This is a genomic window from Proteinivorax tanatarense (assembly GCF_040267685.1).
Classification (GTDB): domain Bacteria; phylum Bacillota; class Proteinivoracia; order Proteinivoracales; family Proteinivoracaceae; genus Proteinivorax; species Proteinivorax tanatarense.
On sequence record NZ_CP158367.1, the window covers coordinates 335292 to 353430 of the forward strand.

Consider the following 18139-nt stretch of genomic DNA (forward strand, 5'->3'; position numbering starts at 1 on the left):
GCAGGGACTTATTCATCTTGCCTAAAATCTAGCTAGGCAAACCTGTTTTGTCGGCAATCCCCGGACCGACTAAAAGCCATACTTAAACAACCGTACTTTAACAAATTTGGGGATAGGCTAAACAGTTTAAAACTTGTAACAACTGGTGATGTCTAAAACACAAGTATTGTTGTCCGATTGACAATTAAAAGAAGGCGGACTAAGGTTCGTTTGCCTAGCTTTTTTAAAATGGGGACGTTGACTGACTTTTTTAGGCGATGGGCTACTAAAGAACGCTATTTATCAACTTATGTTAAGCTAGAAACTATCAAAAATGTGTTGGGAAAAAGCAAAAAAGGGTTGGAAATATTGTGGGAGCATTTTTAGGGTCGTTGACTCCGTTTTGCACATGTTCACCCTATACCTGTAATGCTAGGGTTTTATAAAGCAGGAGTGCCTTTTGGTGTAACTATGTCGTTCTTTTTTGCTTCGCCATTGCTACATCCAATTATTGTAGGACTTATGTTAATACAAAACAAAACCTCCGGGTCAGGCTTTTGATATTTCAATATTACTAACCCACCTTAATTTTAGGGTGGGTTTTGTTGATAAAAAAAGGAATCTTCATACAAATGTTGAAACGTTCACATAGCACTGTATTAAGAGTTAAGGGTGATCTTATGGCAATAAAATCTAGAGTATAACATCCTAGTGTTCTCTACCATGTTATATAAACTGGAGTCTGGTAAGACAACTTTATAGGAAATAGTGATATCAGGGATTTTCTTTGGTGTCTGTTTAAAAGCAAGGTGATACACATTAGTAGAATTAAATATTAAATGCAATAAGACTATTTAGAACGTTGATAAATTGCAAAAAAAGGAGTTTGAATAATGAAAACCAAGGATATAGTAACAGAAAGAATGATACTTAAGAGTATGACTTTAGACGATTGTGATTTTGCGGCTAGCTTATGGGGGGATCCTGAGACTGGGAAATACTTGAATAATCCACCATATAAAAATGGTGATGAACTTAGAGAACTAATCTCTGATATTGATGATTGGCAAGAAGAATATCCCTTTATAGCATATGATAAGGTGACAAATAAACCCATAGGAACTTGTAGTATAGCAACAGAGGGGCCAGAAGGAGAATGGGGGGTGGATATGATGTTGTAAAAGGACTATGGGGGAATGGATATGCGACTGAAATGGCAAAAGCAATGATTAAATTTGCCTACTCACTGGGGGTGCGAGATTTTTATTGTACTGTTGCTACAGATAATATAGCATCTTGCCGTATAATGGAGAAATGTGGACTTAAGCCAGATATAACTAGTAGTTTTAAAAACCATCCCAAAAGCAGATGTCACCAAGGAGTTTTTTGCTACTGTACAAAATAAATTAAACTCTTTAAATCGTTGATTTTTATCTAGTATTGGGTTAGAATTAGATTTATATTTTATAACTGAATAACTAATCGTATATTTTTGGAAATATGGTCCATAAGTTTCTACCAGACTACCGTAAATGGTCTGACTACGGACTTTGTTTGCTGCTTATGGCAGTGGATATTTTTGTTATAAAAACCCGTAGATTATTTTCTCCGGGTTTTATATTTACTATGCGACATATCAAATATAAGGGTGATAAGGTAATGGATATTTTAAAAAACAAAATTTTAGAAGAAGGCAGAGTGTTAGATGGAAATATTTTAAAGGTTGATAGCTTTCTAAATCATCAGCTAGACGTTAACTTATTAAATGAAATAGGAAGAGAGTTTAAAAGAATTTTCGCTAAGGATGAAATAACTAGGATACTGACGGCAGAGGTTTCAGGTATTGCTATAGCTGCAATTACTGCTCAGTATTTCAATGTTCCTGTGGTATTTGCTAAAAAAACAGAATCTAAAAATTTAGATGAGGAAACCTTTGAAGGCAATGTCTACTCATACACAAAGGGTAAGCAATACAAGATCCGTGTATCAAAGAGATATATGAGTAAAGATGATAAAGTTTTAATAATCGACGATTTCTTGGTCAATGGACAGGCTCTTTTAGGTCTTAAAGAAATAGTGGATGAAGCTCAGGCTACATTGGTAGGTGCAGGGGTTGTAATAGAGAAGGGTTTCCAAAAAGGGGGGGAACTTGCGAGGGATAATAAAATTAATGTTAAGTCACTTGTAACCATTGATTCTTTGTTTTAATGGCTGTGAGTATTGAACGCAATGGGGGCAAAACCACTGGGTCAGGCCTAAAGTCCAATACTGAACATGCAAATACTTTGCTTTTTATCTTTAGGTATAAGCTATAATACTGCTTATCAGCATATTGAATTGAAAGACTTCAACAGTCGGAGTTTATTTTTGGGGATGATAAAAAAAGAAATAGAATTTTTAGATTCTATGACTTAATGGATATTTTGGAAAGCTAATAGGAAACATCCGGGTCAGCCTTGCAATATTGCAATTGTTGACAGGGGATTTATACCTGTCTAGGTTAATTTTAGAAAAATACAGAGCATACAGCGTATAGTTAAAGCTGTGTGCTCTGTATTTTTTTGTTTTTGAAAGCTCCAGTAAAATATAAAAAGGAATAATCATAAGATTGGCGAAATATCAACATATAAATTAGCTTATGGCTATAATAGAAAGGTGGTATTAGGTCGTAGAAGCCTAGATAGAGTTTTTAATGTGACCTATTTTGGATTTTTTTTATATAAACCTGATCTTTATAGGAAGGGATGATTGTTTTGTATAAAATTGACGGGGTTTTTTTTGACTTTGATAATACTATAGTAGATTACAGAAAAGCTGATAAAAAGGCTTTAAATTCTGTAGTAGATATATTAAAAAGGGATATCGATGCTGATGAGTTTATAGAAGTTTCTGGTGAAAAAATAATGGAATTTCATGGCTTAGTAGATAAAGGGGCTGAAAACCCTATTAACATGCATAAATATAGGCTGCAACACACGTTGCAGCATTTCTCTTTAAAATGGGAGGACCGGTATTTATATACTTACTTAAACCAATATATAGAATCAACTGTGTGCTATCCGAATGTAGATGATGTACTAAAACTTTTATATGGAAATGTTAGGCTAGGAATTGTAACAAATGCTTATGACTCAAAAGAACAGAGACAAAGGATTCGACAAACTGGTTTAGAAGAATACTTTGATGATATAGTTGTATGCTCGGATATAGGTGCTTACAAACCCTCAAAAGAAGCTTTTTTACACTTAGTAAGCAAATATAATTTTGATCCACTATCTTGTCTATATATAGGTGATTCTGAAAAATATGATATAAAAGGGGCAAAGAATGCTGGTTTAAAAACGATAAAAATACTTCATGGTAGGCCCCAAAATAATTCAACAGCAGACTTTATTTGTGAAGATTTCGAGGAATTACTAGGTCTGTTAAAAGTATTAGTGGCAGGCCTGGAATATTGCAATTATCATCGCAAAAGTTAATTACCTACCGTCATGTTGTGAACGTTTCAAGGGAGTTTAACCCCTTTATCTATTCAATGGTACACACTAAAAAGATGTATAATGAAGGAAGTTAGCTTCAGCTCTCACCAGCTATCAGCCATTTAAGAAGAAAGGCAAATCCTGCTTCTTCATTTTTTACACCTAAAAGAAAAAGCAGATAATCCCAATGGGACTATCTGCTTTTTCTTTTAGAAATCCTTGACCTGTAGTCAGGTACAGGTTATATACTAAAGCTAGGAGGTGTTTATTTATGTTAATTGGTGAAGTGTCTCAAAGGTATAGAATTAATATTGAAACTTTGAGGTATTACGAAAGGCTGGGGTTAGTTGTCCCTGGGAGAGTCGGTAATAGAAGACATTATACCGAAAAGGATATTGACGATTTGATCTTTGTTCTGCGTATGAAAGAGATGATGTTTTCACTGTCTGAGATTAAAAAGATTATGGCTATAGACAAAAAAATAGATAAAGTAATCATTACACAGCATATAGATAAGGATGAAATTGATAAATTACAAAAGGAAGTTGCTAAAAAGTATAACGATATATTAAAAAAAGAAAAGGAGTTAGCAAAAGTTAAGGGGCATTTAAACAAGTTGTTTTGCAAAATTGAAGAATTTAAAAAAGGGGAGGAGTCATAAAATGCTTAGAAAAGAGCTGGCGAAACTACCTTTTTCTTCTATAGGGTTTGGGTGCTATGGATTGGGTGGAGCTTACGGGAATAAGATTAATGAAAAACAAGGTATAGACTTAATTCAAACGGCGTTTGATCAGGGGATAAAGGTATTTGATACCGCCAGTAGTTATGAGGGTACTGAAGAAATATTAGGAAAAGCTATTGCACCTTTTAGACACGAGGTTGTAGTAGCATCTAAGGTTGGTCTTGTAGCAGGCAATATACCAGACCTATCCAAGAGCAATGTTATTGCGTCATGCAAGGAGAGTCTAAAAAAGCTTGGCACAGATTATTTAGATATTTATCAAATCCATTATGATGATCCAAAGACAACGGTTGAAGAGACAGTGGAGGGTTTGGAAAGTCTTAAAGAAGCTGGGTTTATAAGAAGCTACGGTATAGGTCATTTAGCTAAAGGAAGGATGTTAGAATATTTAAAGATAGGGGATGTATCTACTGTTTTATCAGAAATTAGTGTAATTAATAACTCTAGTTATACGCAGTTGTATCCACTTCATAAAAAGTATGGCTTTGACATAATGGGTTTTAGTGTAACTGGAAGAGGGATCCTATCGGGGGAAATAAATCATGCTACTAAATTTTTACCCGGTGATATTAGGGCAATCGATCCACAGTTTAAAAGATCTAAGCTTAAGTCAGCTTTACGAAGGTATAAAAAGCTAAAAGAGATTAGCGGAGATTGTGGGGTTACGCCGGTCCAGTTAGCCATTTGTTGGGTAATGCAAAAGGAGGGCATAGAAGTAGCGTTGATAGGGCCAACAAAGAAAGAGCATCTTTTAGAAAATAGCAGGGCAGCAAAATGCAGTATAAAAAAAGATATTATAGATGAAATTGATAGTTTTATAAGAAAGGAAGGTGAATGGCTAAAGGTAGCTATATCTGAAGAGGTGTCTAACATATTAGATAATCAACTGAATAAAGACATTGTCACCGCAATTAAAGATTTAATATATGTGCTAGAGCATTGTCTGGAGAACAACTTGATGGAGCACAAAAGAGGGGCAGCTTTATATAAGCAAATAATAGCAGTACAAAAAAGTGATAAATCTTTAAATCAGATACAGAAAATAAAAGAGGAAATAAAGAGCAGCATTTAAAAATAAGGACCTTCGATTCAGAATTTTGATATCTCGATATTAGACCTCTAGTTATTAGGATAGACTTTTTTGTTACAGGCAAAAGGGGCACTTATTACGTCTGTTAATTGGTTACAATCAAGTGATTTTTATTGTAGAAAAGGATGAAGGGTGGTATGAAAGACAGGATGATAATATTAGATAAACGATATTAGGGAGGATTTTTGGATTAAAAAAAGAAGGGTGTATTAGACAATATTTTAAAGGAGTGTTACCATGTCAAAAAAAGTGGCTTTGCTTTTAGAAGACTTGTACAATGAGCAAGAATTTTGGTATCCATACTATCGTATGATTGAGGCGGGGTATGAAGTGACAGTCATAGGGACCGGTAGAAAAAGTTCATATGAAGGAAAGTCTGGCCTTTCTGCAAAAGAAGATGTAGCTGCTAAAGATGTTGATCCAAAGGATTTTGATGCAGTTATTGTTCCCGGTGGTTTTGCACCTGACTACATGCGCAGAGATAATGATATGGTGAATTTAGTTAAAGTTATATCAGACCAAGGAGGAGTTGTGGCAGCTATTTGCCATGCTTTATGGGTGCTAGCAAGTGCAGATATATTAAAAGGCAAAAAAGCTACCGCTGCGGCTTCAATTAAAGTTGATGTTATTAACGCTGGAGGGACATTTTTAGATGAGGTAGTAGTTGTAGATGGTAATTTAGTTACATCAAGAAAGCCAGATGATCTGCCGGCATTTTGCAAAGAAATTATTGGAAAATTAGAAGAGTAAAAATAAGAAACACGACAAAACCATGTGAAAATGGGGATGGTGACTTTTTAGAGTGGTTAGGCAAAATTGTAAACTGGGACTTTACTTGTTTCAACGCTTGCCTTACAGCGGGATGGGTAAAGTAGACTAAACTACACAATTAGTTCTTGTCTATTAATAACATAGGTGTTATTAATACACTAAATTTAAAGAGGTGCACTATGGGTGAAATTTTTGAATTAGAAATTAATGATATACAGCCTTCACAGTTATTTGTTTCTGAGCAAAAACTTAAAAATGTGTATAAGTGGTTAAATAAAGATATAAACAGCTATGACCCAATCCCAGTGAAAGACTTAAATGGCAAGACAGTTTTTACCGACGGGCATACCAGATCGTTTGCCTTATATAAATTAGGGGCTAAAAAAGTAAAAGTATATTGGGACAAAGACGAGCTTGACTGGGAAGCCTACCAGATATGCGTAAATTGGTGTCTAAAAGAAGGTATTACAAATATCACACACTTAGAGAGTAGAATATTAAATGATGATCAATACAGGTTAATGTGGCATGAGAGGTGCCGTAAGATGCAAGCTAAGGTTAGAAAAAGAAAGAGTCAAGGGTCTTTAAACAAGCCATCTTAAACAACTAGCAACCCACAGGAATTTGCTAGTTGTTTAAAGCAGGATATAAGGGGTTTGAATATCATGTGGAAATAATAATTAAATGATAAATTAAATATAGTGAGGAGTTGTTATAATGAAATTTTGTTGGACTACGATATCAGTAAGCAATATGGAAAAGTCATTGGAGTTTTATTAAGATATAGCAGGACTTACCATAGCTGAGCCCATTAACCCCAGTGGAGATATAGATATAGTTTTTTGGGGGGAAGGGGAAACAAAGGTATAGCTAATCTCCAGTCCTGATTATCCTAAGGCGAACAAACCCCAAGGGGTGTTCATGGGGTTTGAAGTAGACTCTTTAGATGCTCAAATGAAATTTATTGAAGATAAAGGAATAGAAACCCGCAGGACCAATTCAGCCAGGGCCAACGGTTAAATTTTTCTACGTAAAAGACCCCGATGGAATAAATATTCAGTTTGTAGAAAAGCCTATCATAACAATTTAATAGGCTGGGACAAAACTTTAATGTATCCTGTAATTTAGCGACTAAAGAAAAGGCAATCTTAGAGGAATGTCAGCCGTGTGCCATTGAGAAAGGAAGAGTAAAACAAACCTTAAATTCGTTAAAACACCACTTTTTTAAAAGGTGGTGTTTTTATTAATAAAAATTAAGAATTTTTAGAAGGCGAAGCCTTAAATTAAAGGATAGTGATAAATATCACAAAATTTTTTGAAAATAATCATTGAAAAAATATAAAACAACCTATATAATGAACATATAAAAACATAATAGAACGTAAATAAACAAAGATAATGTTTGTTTGTGTTTGAAGGAGGTGGTTTTAATGTTGCCAGCAGAGCGACGCAAAGAAATCATTGAAGTGCTTAAAAGAGAAGAAAAGATAGTAGTTGATGAGGTGGCGGAAAAACTCAATGTATCACCTATGACTATAAGAAGGGATTTGCAACAGCTTGAAAAAGAGGAGGTTCTAACAAGAACCCACGGTGGAGCTGTTTTAGGTGAAAAGCTAACTCAAGAAATTCCTTACAATGAAAAAAAACAGGAAAACACAGAAGCTAAGGGAAAAATAGCAGATCAAGCTGCAGCTTTAATAGAGGATGGATATACCATAATTTTAGATGCAGGGACTACTAATATGGCCATTGCAAAAAGACTGGATAAGTTTAAAAATATAAAAGTTGTTACAAATGACCTGTTAATTGCCTCTTATCTTTCCCAACAAGAAGTTGACGTTTATTGTAGTGGTGGGGAGATACAAAAAAACACCGGTGCATGTTTTGGTTCGTCGGCGTTAAAGTTTTTTAGTGAGGTATATGCCGACATAACTTTTGTAGGAACTTCTGCAGTTGATGTTGTAGCTGGGATAACAACTCCAACCTTAGATAAGGCTGAATTGAAGAAGAAAATGCTTTCAGCAGGGGAGAAAAAGGTGTTAGTGGCTGATAGCTCAAAGTTTGGCAAAAAAAGCTTTGCTAAAGTAGTAGATTTAAGGGATTTAGATGTAGTAATAACCGATTCTGACCTTCCAAAAAACTTGATAGACACTCTAAGCTCAGAACAAGAATCAATTAAAGCTACAATTGTTTAATATAGGAGGCGTAAAAGATGTCAAAGGTGGTAATTATAGCTGATGATTTAACAGGTGCCAATGCTACTGGAGTTCTACTGGCTAGGAAGGGATTTAAAACAGGAACCTATCTTAATATTGATAGATACTCTAAAGATAATAACTGCGAAGTAATATCTATAAGCACTGATAGTAGAGCTATTAGCGCAAAAAATGCTTACCAACGTGTGCAAAGCGTTGCTCAGTTTTTTAAAGATGATGATGTTTCATTATTTGCCAATAGGATTGATTCTACGTTGAGAGGGAATATTGGAGCTGAAACTGAGGCCCTTTTGGATATTTTAGAAGATCATATGGCTATCGTGGTTTGTTCTTTTCCTTCATCGGGAAGGACGTCAGTCGGGGGGTACCTAACTGTTGATTCTTTGCCGCTGGAGAAAACTGCGGTGGCCCAGGATCCTAAAACTCCTATTAGTCAATCGTATATTCCGCAGCTAATTCAAGAGCAAACTGATTACCCGTTAGGATTTATTCCCTTAAAAGTGGTGTTAAAAGGTTGTAGCACTATAGCAGTTCAGCTTGCAAAACAAAGGGAATTGGGTAACAGAATTGTTGTGGTGGATGCAACCACTGATGAGGATATAAAAGAGATAGCAAAGGCTACTAGGGAAAGTAAAATTAACGCTATATCGGTGGACCCGGGACCATTTACATCCGCCCTTGCTTCTCAAATCTTAGAGGATAGTAAAGAGAAATTTTTGGGACAAAAAACTATGTTTGTAGTGGGAAGCGTAACCGATGTTACTAGAGGTCAGCTAGAAGAGTTAAAGTTAAAGCATAGGCCGTTAACAGTTAAAGTATCACCTATGGACTTAATTTATGATGATATCAAAGAGAAAGAAATTGAACGAGCAACAAAAAAGTTACTGCAGGATATGGATAGTTACAAAATCATTGGAGTAGCAACCACCAAAAACAAAGAAGGTGTGTTGAATTTGCCCCAAATAGCTAAAGAACTAAAAATTTCAGAAGATGATGTAGCTAACCGGATTTCTAAGGGGCTTGGAGAAATAACCAAAAGAGTTATGAAAGAAAGTAAGGGCAAAATTGGTGGGTTGTATACCAGTGGTGGTGATGTAACTGTTGCTGTGTGTCATAGCCTTCAATCAGCAGGGATAGAGGTTAAAGATGAGGTGTTGCCATTAGCAGCCTATGGAAAGATACTTGGTGGTAGCTATGAAAACACTCCAATTATAACTAAGGGCGGTTTAATAGGTGATTCTAAAGCGATGATTACTGCACTGGAATATCTATTAACTAAAATTTCTACAAATCAATATTCCAATAAGGAGGAGAAGATAGATGAGTAAAGCGTATATTGCTGTTCCCATGGGAGACCCAGCTGGCATAGGACCAGAGATAGTAGTAAAAGCCATAGCAGAAGACAGCTTACATGAAGAAGGGAAGGTGGTAATTATTGGTGATAAAGAAACATTAAAACAAGCTGCTGATATTACCGGATTAAACAATTTAGAAATTAACGAGATTACTAAAGCTAGTGAGGGAAGATACCAACCTGGTGTGTTGAATCTATTTAATTTAGCTAATGTAGATATAAATAAACTAAAGCTAGGAGAAATTCAGGGTGCTGCAGGTAAAGCAGCCTTTGAATATATTAAAAAGTCTGTAGACCTTGCCTTAGATGGAGAGGTTGATGTAGTTGCTACAACTCCAATAAACAAAGAAGCTTTAGCTGCTGGAGGGGTTAACTATATTGGTCATACTGAAATGCTTGCAGACCTCACAGATACAGATGATCCGCTTACGATGTTTGAAGTTAAAAATCTAAGGGTGTTTTTCTTATCTCGCCATGTTTCGTTGCGGCAGGCTTGTGATATGGTAACTGAGGAAAGGGTATATGATTATATTGTTAGATGTTCAAAGGCTTTAGAACGTTTGGGAGTTAAGGAGGGATCTATAGCAGTAGCTGGGCTAAACCCTCATAGCGGAGAAAATGGACTATTTGGCGACGAGGAAGTAGCGCAGATTGCCCCTGCTATAGAACGAGCTCAAAAAGATGGTTATAAGGTAGAAGGGACTATACCAGCTGATTCGGTATTTCATATAGCTTTAAATGGAAAGTATGATGCAGTTTTATCTCTTTACCACGACCAGGGTCATATAGCGACAAAAATGGTGGATTTTGAAAGGACGATAGCCATCACAAACAACCTTCCTTTTTTAAGGACATCAGTAGACCATGGTACCGCCTTTGATATAGCAGGGACCGCCAAGGCAAGTGCTGTTAGCTTAGTAGAAGCTATTAAGCTTGGCGCAAAGTATGGACCTAAATTTAAAAGGTAGCATTGATTTAATATGATTATTTAATAATTTGTCTAATCTAGTAATTAATTTGGTGCCCTGCCAAATGTGGGGCACCAGTAAACATATAATATACTAAGGAGGAATACCATATGTCTACATCTTTTGGAATTTTAGGTCTTTTATTAGGTCTTGTGCTACTATTTGTATTTATTTTAAAGACAAAGATTCATGTGTTTTTGGCTCTAATAATTTCAGCCTCAATTATTGGACTTACTAATGGAGTAGCGCCTGGTGAAGTAGTGGAACATATTCAAGTAGGCTTCGGAACAACCTTAGGTAATATCGGTATTATTATTGGTTTTGGTGTTATGATGGGACAGATATTTGAAATGTCCGGTGCTGCAGAAAGAATGGCAAAAACTTTTACTAAAATGCTTGGTAAGGGTCGAGAGGAAATCGCCATGGCATTGACTGGATTTATTGTTTCTATTCCAATTTTTTGTGATTCAGGGTTTGTTGTTCTTTCGCCGCTAGCCAAAGCTATTTCTAGGAAAATAAAAAAATCAGTTATTTCCCTTGGTATTGCTTTGGCGTTGGGGCTTGTTATAACTCACTCCTTAGTTCCCCCTACTCCAGGTCCTGTAGGTGTTGCTGCAATTTTTGGGGTTGGCATCGGAAGCATTCTGTTATGGGGACTTATATTAGCTGTGCCCATGACCGCTGCGGGGATGGTATATGGCAGTTGGGTAGGCAAAAAGATTTATCAGCTTCCGGGAGACAAGGAAGGGGAATGGATAAGGCCGCAATTTCAGCAGCCTGACTATGGCAATCTAGATATGGATGACAATAAAACATTGCCCTCGTTTTTTATGTCTATATTACCTATTTTAGTACCAATTGTTTTAATTTTAGTTAATACAACAATGACAGCTTACGCAGATATTAACGAGTTAGAAAACTTTGTACATCCGATGATTGAATTTCTAGGAGCCCCTGTTATAGCTGTTGCAATAGGTCTTCTAATTGCAATTTTTGGGTTAGCAAAAGGGTTTACAAGAGAAGTAACACTTGAAAATATGGAAGAAGGTATTAAATCTGCCGGTATTATCATTTTAGTAACCGGTGGTGGTGGAGCGTTAGGTAGAATTATCGGCGAAAGTGGTTTAGGTGAAGAAATAGCACTATGGTTAGCCGGTATTGGAATACCAGGAATTTTAGTGCCCTTTGCTATCGCTTCAATGGTTAGATTGATTCAAGGTAGCGGTACTGTTGCTATGTTAACAGCAGCTAGTATCACTGCCCCAATGGTGGATAGTCTTGGAGTGGACCCTGTGTTTGCCGCATTGGCAGCTTGCGTTGGTTCGTTAGTGTTTTCCTATTTCAACGACAGCTATTTCTGGGTTGTTAACCGCACGCTTGGGATCAAAGACGTAAAAGAGCAAATAAGAGTATGGTCAGTAACAACTACAATTGCATGGGCTGTAGGCTTTGTTTGCTTGCTAGTGCTTAACGGTATTTTTGGATAAAGTTATAAATATAGACAAATGGAAACGTAATCAAAATAGTATTGGAACTTCTAAAAGATGCTACAAAAGTATGATTAGCTTATTTGGAACAAGGCGTTTAAGCCTTGTTCCTTTTTTTGTTATAAGTGATGTGCACTAAAGGCCTTTACCATGGCATCGATTGACAGTGTTATCTGCTTTTTTCTAAAAACAATAGTTTGCCATTTGACAAGGTTGCAATCTATTGATAGAATATCCCTATTAAACATATATGGATTGTATAGAATGGATGGGAGGTTTTTAAAATTTCTAGGTTTAATGAGGTTTTTGATCAATGGGCAGGTAGTTATGATGATACTGTTTATAGCGGTGAAAGTGAGTACTGTAAGGTCTTTGAAAACTATAACGGTATTTTGTCAGAGGTTTGTGCTAATCTAAAGGCTGGACTAACTTTAGAAATAGGTGTGGGAACAGGAAATCTGACCGATAAACTAATAGATAGTGGCGCTAGTGTCATTGGGGTTGAACCTTCAACTGAAATGAGAAAATTGGCTACTAAAAAAAATTCAGATTTAAAAATTTACAACGGCCATTTTCTAAACATCTCCAGTACACTAACTATAAAATTTGATAATATAGTGTCTTCATATGCTTTTCATCATTTGACATTATCAGAGAAAAGGCAAGCGATTCAGTATTTAAAAAGACATCTCAATCCAGGTGGTAGAATTGTCATTGCTGATACTATGTTTGAATCGGCAAAGTACAAAAAAGAGCTATATAGTTCAGTAAAGAAAAATGGACAGTTTAATCTACTTGAAGATTTAAATAGCGAATATTACGAGTTGCTGGAGTCAGTTACGTCAATATTTGAGGATTTTAATTTCCAATTTAACACTAAAAAGATGAATGAGTTTGTTTGGGTAATTACAGCGCAAAGGAGAGATTAACATGAAGGATATTGTAGTGGAAAGCTTTACTATGGATCATACAAAGGTAGAAGCCCCTTTTGTAAGGAAGTGTGGCCAGATTATTACACCAAAAAAGGACATGATTACAAAGTTTGATCTCCGTTTTGTCCAGCCTAATAAAACGGCTATCCCTACAGCAGCTTTACATGGGATGGAGCATTTAATGGCAGGCTTTATAAGGTCAGAAATAGCTGATGTTGTGGACATTTCACCTATGGGTTGTCGTACAGGTTTCTACTTAATCTTAATAGGTGACGTAACGGAAGATGAAGTCGTTAAAGCGCTAATTAATGCGTTAGAGAAAGTTACAATGGCTGAAGAAATTCCAGCAGCCAATCCAGTTCAATGTGGCAACTATAGGGATTTGTCCCTTTTTGGAGCGCAGGAATATGCAAAAGATTTGCTGAAAGCTTTCAAAAATAAGTACCAAGCGTAACTTTTAGCACTTAATAGCTCATAAATTTTAAATTAGAAATGAAAGGATGATAAATATGAAATTTAATTCATTAGTTATACATGGTGGAATAGATGGAGACAAACATACAGGAGCGGTTACTGTACCAATTTACCAGACATCAACCTATACTCAATCGGCCCCTGGGGTACACAAAGGGTTTGAGTATTCCCGTACTGGCAATCCAACAAGGCAAGCTTTAGAAAAGCTAATAGCCGATTTAGAGGAAGGTAGCGATGGATTTGCTTTTAGCTCCGGCATGGCTGCTATATCCTCTGTGTTAATGCTTTTTAACTCCGGTGACCATATTATCTTTGGCGATGATTTATATGGTGGAACCCATAGAGTGATAAATCATGTGTTTAAAAATTTTGGCATTGAAAGCTCTTTCGTCGATTCTAGTAATCTACAGGATGTTAAAGAAGCGATAAAACCTAATACAAAAGCAATCTTTATTGAGACTCCTTCAAATCCAATGATGAAGGTAACTGACATTAGCTCTATTGCTAAGATATCTAAAGAGAGCAACCTACTATTAATTGTAGATAATACCTTTATGACTCCATATCTACAGAAACCTTTGAATTTAGGAGCAGATATAGTACTACACAGTGCAACAAAATACCTAGGAGGACACAGTGACTTAGTAGCTGGTCTGGTAGCTGTTAATAAAAAGTCATTAGCTGAAAAACTTCACTTTATTCAAAACTCTGTTGGTGCTATTTTAGGACCTCAAGACAGCTGGTTGTTAATTAAGGGCATAAAAACTTTGCCTTTGCGAATGGACAGACATATCTATAATACTGAAAGAGTAATCGAACACTTACAGGCTCAAAGCTGGGTTACTAAAATACATCACCCTAAGTTTAAATCACAAGACAACTCCCAGAAGTTTGGCGGTATGGTAGCTTTTGAAGTAAAGGACAAAGAAACCCTAGATAGGTTAATTAAAAAGTTTAAAATTTTTACGTTCGCTGAAAGCTTAGGCGGGGTGGAAAGTTTAATATCTGTGCCAGCACAAATGACCCATGCAGCTGTAGATGAAGATGTAAGGAAAGAGTTAGGAATTACAGATACATTGATGCGGGCTTCTGTAGGTGTTGAGGACATAGACGATATACTAAAAGACTTAACATTGTAGGTGAATGAAAATGAAAGTTATAAATAACATAACTGATTTAATTGGAAATACCCCTATGCTTATGTTAAAGAACTTAGGTTTTCCACCAGAGGTGGAAGTGTATGCGAAACTAGAGTTTCTCAATCCAGGAGGATCTGTTAAAGACCGGATAGGACTTTGGATAATAGAAGAAGGTATTAAAGCAGGTTTAATAAAAGAAGGGACCACCATAGTTGAGGCCACTGCTGGGAATACAGGAATTGCCGTTGCGCTAGCGGCTCAACGTTATAACTTAGATGTTGTTTTTGTGGTGCCAGATAAGTTTTCTGTAGAAAAACAAACTATTATGAGAGCTTTAGGTGCAAAAATCATTAACACCAGCTCATCTAAGGGCTTAAAAGGGGCTTTTGAAAAGATTGAACAATTAAAGGAAGAATTAAAAGACGTTTTTGTTTTTGATCAGTTTAATAACCCCTTAAACCCTAGGGCTCACTTTAATACCACTGCTAGGGAAATAGAAAAGCAGGTTAAAGGAAATATTGATTACTTTCTTGCCGGCGCCGGCTCAGGCGGCACCTTCGGTGGCATTATGTCGCACCTTAAAGAGAAAAGTCCCACCATAAAAGGTGTGCTAGCAGACCCTGAAGGGTCTATAATTGGCGGCGGTGATTGCGGTGACTATAAGATTGAAGGTATAGGGAACGATTTTATCCCTAAGACTATGGACGTTCAATTAATTGATAGTGTAATTAAGGTCAGTGACGATAACGCTTTTAAGTGTGTAAAGGAGTTATCCCTAAAAGAAGGGATAATTGTAGGCTCATCGTCGGGCGCAGCAGTATCTGCAGTTAAAAAGTTAATTGAAAGGGAAAATATTACTCAAGGTAAGATAGTAACTGTTTTGCCGGATAAAGGTGACAGATACCTAAGTCAAGGACTCCTTGATTAAGGGGGCAGGGACAAGGTAGTCTGACCCCAAGATTTAAGACGAGTATCTTCATAGATGCTCGTCTTAAATCTTGGGGTCAGACTTTTGATATTTCAATACTCTATTTCCTCCTAATATTTAGGACAAGGTGTTTAAGCCTCACACTTCTTTTCATGTATTATCTAGCCATAATAAAGTCAAGAAACAAAAAGAAGGAAAACAGCAGTTTGTTGTTAAATAAGTAATACTAAGCATTAAAAAAAGGTTATAAGTTGAACCTATATAGTATCAGTTTGTCCGGTAAATTGCCTATACGCTTACCGAGCTCTTTTTGTCCCAGCACCGTCGCTATAGAAAATACAGTTAACAGGTAGAAAGGATGGTAATATGATATTATCTACACAAGAAAGAATATTATTGCTGTTAAACAAGTTTTTTCAAGATCTAGTAGAGCATAAGCTTAGTGAAAAGCACGGTGAGAAGTGGTTTGAGCAATACTTAGTACCCTATGTAATAGCTTATACACAAGATAGGAGTAATAAGAATAATAAGAACTTCGAGAAGTATAATGCATTTTTAAACAAGAATAATGGAAACTATTCAAAAAAAGATATAGATGTTACTTTTGCTAGTGCACTATTATTGTACGATGATCAGATTGAATTAGAATTTGAAGGCAATGAAAAAAATGCGTTAAATCAACTTAGAATAGCAAGAAATAATTATGGACATGCCACGGATCTGACAGCTCTTCATAGAATCTCCCTTAATAGCAAAACCCTTATAGATTTAAAAAATGCTATTTTAACTTTTGGCAAAGAATCCATTTCACCGGGTATGTTTGAGGAAATAGAAGAGTTAGAACAAGCAGTATTAAATCCTACTGCTGAGACAAATGGGCATACGAGGGAAAAAATAGAAGAGTCCATTTGTGACCAAGAATACAATAGAGCAGAGGATTTGCTCAAAAAGGGTAATTTAGAAGAAGCATATGCTATTCATATTGAATTAGACTCTCAGGGGCATACTCCTTCTACTATACGTTTGGGAGATTTTTATCGTTTGGGTATTTATGTAAGTTCAGATATAGATCGGTCTGTAGATTTGTATGAAAAAGCTAAAGAGCAAGGGGAATTATCTGTATCAGAGGTGATAGAGTCTTTAAAGGAGTTAAAACAAAATAGCAAAGAAGCAGAAGAAGGAAAGTTAAACTCTCAGTTTAAACTAGGAATTGTCTATGAAGAAGGTAAGCTGGTTCCACAAGATAAAGAAAAAGCGTTATATTGGTACCAAAAAGCTCTTAGTCAAAAAAGTCTGCTGGCCCGCAATAGAGTTGTTAGTCTTGCAGAATCAGGATACAAAAATGCCCAATATGTAGTGGCAGAAGCTTATGAACTAGGTCGAGGTGTGGAAAAAGACTTGGATAAAGCGTTAGTAGAATACGAAAAGATTTTATATGGGGACACAGAGGAAATAGCAGCTTTAGAAAAAGTAATTGCTTTAACGGAAAGAGATGCTGAAAGTCAATATAATTTAGGGATTTACTATCATGACAAGAAAAATTATAAAGAAGCATATAAACATATAAAAAGATCAGCAGAAAATGGTTATGCTAATGCTATGAATGCACTGGGATATTTATATGGCTACGGCCAAGGGGTAGAAAAAAATTTAGAAACGTCATTTAAGTGGACTGAAAAAGCAGCTGAACAAGGATTAGTAAAAGCCCAAAGAAATGTTGGATTATTATATAAAAATGGCACAGGTGTCGAAAAAAATCTCAAAGCATCTTTTAATTGGTATAAAAGGGCGGCTGAACATGGGGATGGTAAATCCGAGAGGATATTAGGGCAGTTTTACAAAAGAGGATATGGTGTAAAAAGAGATTATCATATGGCTTTTGAATATTTCCAAAAAGCTGCTAACAAGGGAGAGGCAGTGGCGCAATATGAGCTTGGGTTGTGCTACGGATTTGGACAGGGTACAAAAACAAATCATACAGAAGAAGTAAAGTGGTATAAAAAAGCAGCTAGCCAGAATAATTCTGATGCCCAACATAACTTAGGTGTGTGTTATTGCTATGGGGATGGTGTTGACAAGGATTATAGTATGGCTTATAAGTGGTTTTTTAAAGCAGCAAAAGCAAAAAATCCTAGGGCTCTATATAGTCTTGGAAATTGTTATGAATATGGTTATGGTACATATGTGAACAAAGAAGAAGCGTTTAAATGCTATAAAAAGTCTGCAGATTTAGGATGGAAACGGGCTATAGAAAAGGTATACCCAACGGGAGGGAGTTGATAACATTTCGGGATCTTGATATAAATACCTCTATTTTTTAGCATGGACTGGTATTTTTCCACTGATGCTCGCAAGGAACCCATTTAGCTATAGGGTGCTTTTTGATATAGAGCCTGCAATGAACATTCCCTTTAGATGCAGTGAAACATTATAGAAATTTTAACAAGAGAAGACTTTTCCAAAATTTTTTGATGGAACAGTCCCTTATATGTAGAAAGTAAAAGGGATGTTGACGCTCATGCCAGTTGTTTCCATAATCGATACAGAATAATAAGTCTTGCAACTCCCAGTTGACAAGAA

Annotated in this window: 20 protein-coding genes and 1 riboswitch; of the genes, 19 read left to right on the plus strand and 1 reads right to left on the minus strand. The window is 36.1% G+C overall.

What is annotated here, in order from left to right; genetic code table 11:
* The first annotated feature begins 177 nt into the window (after positions 1–177).
* A complete protein-coding gene (locus PRVXT_RS01745) occupies positions 178–366 on the plus strand; it encodes a hypothetical protein (RefSeq protein WP_350343983.1) in 189 nt (62 codons plus the stop codon).
* A gap of 53 nt (positions 367–419) precedes the next feature.
* Here the strand turns inward: PRVXT_RS01745 and PRVXT_RS01750 are convergent, their stop codons facing one another.
* Positions 420–548 (minus strand): hypothetical protein, encoded by a 129-nt coding sequence (locus PRVXT_RS01750; RefSeq protein WP_350343984.1) that lies wholly within the window; start codon positions 546–548, stop codon positions 420–422.
* 324 nt (positions 549–872) lie between these two features.
* Here PRVXT_RS01750 and PRVXT_RS01755 point away from each other — a divergent pair, with 324 nt between their 5' ends.
* From PRVXT_RS01755 to PRVXT_RS01840, 18 genes are all read left to right on the plus strand, one after another.
* Complete coding sequence (locus tag PRVXT_RS01755) at positions 873–1160, plus strand: GNAT family N-acetyltransferase (protein ID WP_350343985.1); 288 nt, start codon at positions 873–875, stop codon at positions 1158–1160.
* Positions 1136–1384 carry a GNAT family N-acetyltransferase gene (locus PRVXT_RS01760; RefSeq protein WP_350343986.1) on the plus strand — a complete coding sequence of 83 codons (249 nt, stop codon included), beginning with the start codon at positions 1136–1138 and terminating at the stop codon, positions 1382–1384. The genes PRVXT_RS01755 and PRVXT_RS01760 overlap by 25 nt, the downstream gene beginning before the upstream one ends.
* Before the next feature lie 57 nt (positions 1385–1441).
* Positions 1442–1543, plus strand: a riboswitch (purine riboswitch).
* Between the two features lie 95 nt (positions 1544–1638).
* Entirely contained in the window at positions 1639–2187 is a 549-nt protein-coding gene (locus PRVXT_RS01765; protein ID WP_350343987.1) for a xanthine phosphoribosyltransferase, read from the plus strand.
* Between the two features lie 536 nt (positions 2188–2723).
* Complete coding sequence (locus tag PRVXT_RS01770) at positions 2724–3458, plus strand: HAD family hydrolase (RefSeq protein WP_350343988.1); 735 nt, start codon at positions 2724–2726, stop codon at positions 3456–3458.
* Positions 3459–3729: 271 nt separating this feature from the next.
* Positions 3730–4119 (plus strand): MerR family transcriptional regulator, encoded by a 390-nt coding sequence (locus tag PRVXT_RS01775; RefSeq protein WP_350343989.1) that lies wholly within the window; start codon positions 3730–3732, stop codon positions 4117–4119.
* Between the two features lies 1 nt (position 4120).
* Positions 4121–5272 carry an aldo/keto reductase gene (locus PRVXT_RS01780; RefSeq protein WP_350343990.1) on the plus strand — a complete coding sequence of 384 codons (1152 nt, stop codon included), beginning with the start codon at positions 4121–4123 and terminating at the stop codon, positions 5270–5272.
* A gap of 255 nt (positions 5273–5527) precedes the next feature.
* Complete coding sequence (locus PRVXT_RS01785) at positions 5528–6040, plus strand: type 1 glutamine amidotransferase domain-containing protein (protein WP_350343991.1); 513 nt, start codon at positions 5528–5530, stop codon at positions 6038–6040.
* A gap of 200 nt (positions 6041–6240) precedes the next feature.
* On the plus strand, positions 6241–6663 hold the full coding sequence (locus tag PRVXT_RS01790; RefSeq protein WP_350343992.1) for a hypothetical protein: 423 nt from the start codon (positions 6241–6243) through the stop codon (positions 6661–6663).
* Positions 6664–7491: 828 nt separating this feature from the next.
* Entirely contained in the window at positions 7492–8256 is a 765-nt protein-coding gene (locus PRVXT_RS01795; protein WP_350343993.1) for a DeoR/GlpR family DNA-binding transcription regulator, read from the plus strand.
* Between the two features lie 17 nt (positions 8257–8273).
* Positions 8274–9605 carry a four-carbon acid sugar kinase family protein gene (locus tag PRVXT_RS01800; RefSeq protein ID WP_350343994.1) on the plus strand — a complete coding sequence of 444 codons (1332 nt, stop codon included), beginning with the start codon at positions 8274–8276 and terminating at the stop codon, positions 9603–9605.
* Positions 9598–10599, plus strand: a complete 1002-nt coding sequence (gene pdxA / locus PRVXT_RS01805; RefSeq protein WP_350343995.1) for a 4-hydroxythreonine-4-phosphate dehydrogenase PdxA — start codon at positions 9598–9600, stop codon at positions 10597–10599. Before PRVXT_RS01800 ends, pdxA begins: the two co-directional genes overlap by 8 nt.
* A gap of 110 nt (positions 10600–10709) precedes the next feature.
* Positions 10710–12086: a GntP family permease gene (locus tag PRVXT_RS01810; protein ID WP_350343996.1), complete on the plus strand. Its 1377-nt coding sequence runs from the start codon at positions 10710–10712 to the stop codon at positions 12084–12086.
* Positions 12079–12225 (plus strand): hypothetical protein, encoded by a 147-nt coding sequence (locus tag PRVXT_RS01815; protein ID WP_350343997.1) that lies wholly within the window; start codon positions 12079–12081, stop codon positions 12223–12225. The genes PRVXT_RS01810 and PRVXT_RS01815 overlap by 8 nt, the downstream gene beginning before the upstream one ends.
* 253 nt (positions 12226–12478) lie before the next feature.
* Positions 12479–13015 (plus strand): class I SAM-dependent methyltransferase, encoded by a 537-nt coding sequence (locus PRVXT_RS01820; protein WP_350343998.1) that lies wholly within the window; start codon positions 12479–12481, stop codon positions 13013–13015.
* A 1-nt stretch (position 13016) separates the two neighbouring features.
* Entirely contained in the window at positions 13017–13472 is a 456-nt protein-coding gene (locus tag PRVXT_RS01825; protein ID WP_350343999.1) for an S-ribosylhomocysteine lyase, read from the plus strand.
* 55 nt (positions 13473–13527) lie between these two features.
* Positions 13528–14631: an aminotransferase class I/II-fold pyridoxal phosphate-dependent enzyme gene (locus PRVXT_RS01830; protein ID WP_350344000.1), complete on the plus strand. Its 1104-nt coding sequence runs from the start codon at positions 13528–13530 to the stop codon at positions 14629–14631.
* Between the two features lie 10 nt (positions 14632–14641).
* Positions 14642–15559 (plus strand): PLP-dependent cysteine synthase family protein, encoded by a 918-nt coding sequence (locus PRVXT_RS01835; protein WP_350345085.1) that lies wholly within the window; start codon positions 14642–14644, stop codon positions 15557–15559.
* Between the two features lie 366 nt (positions 15560–15925).
* Positions 15926–17839 carry a tetratricopeptide repeat protein gene (locus PRVXT_RS01840; RefSeq protein WP_350344001.1) on the plus strand — a complete coding sequence of 638 codons (1914 nt, stop codon included), beginning with the start codon at positions 15926–15928 and terminating at the stop codon, positions 17837–17839.
* Positions 17840–18139: the final 300 nt, after the last annotated feature.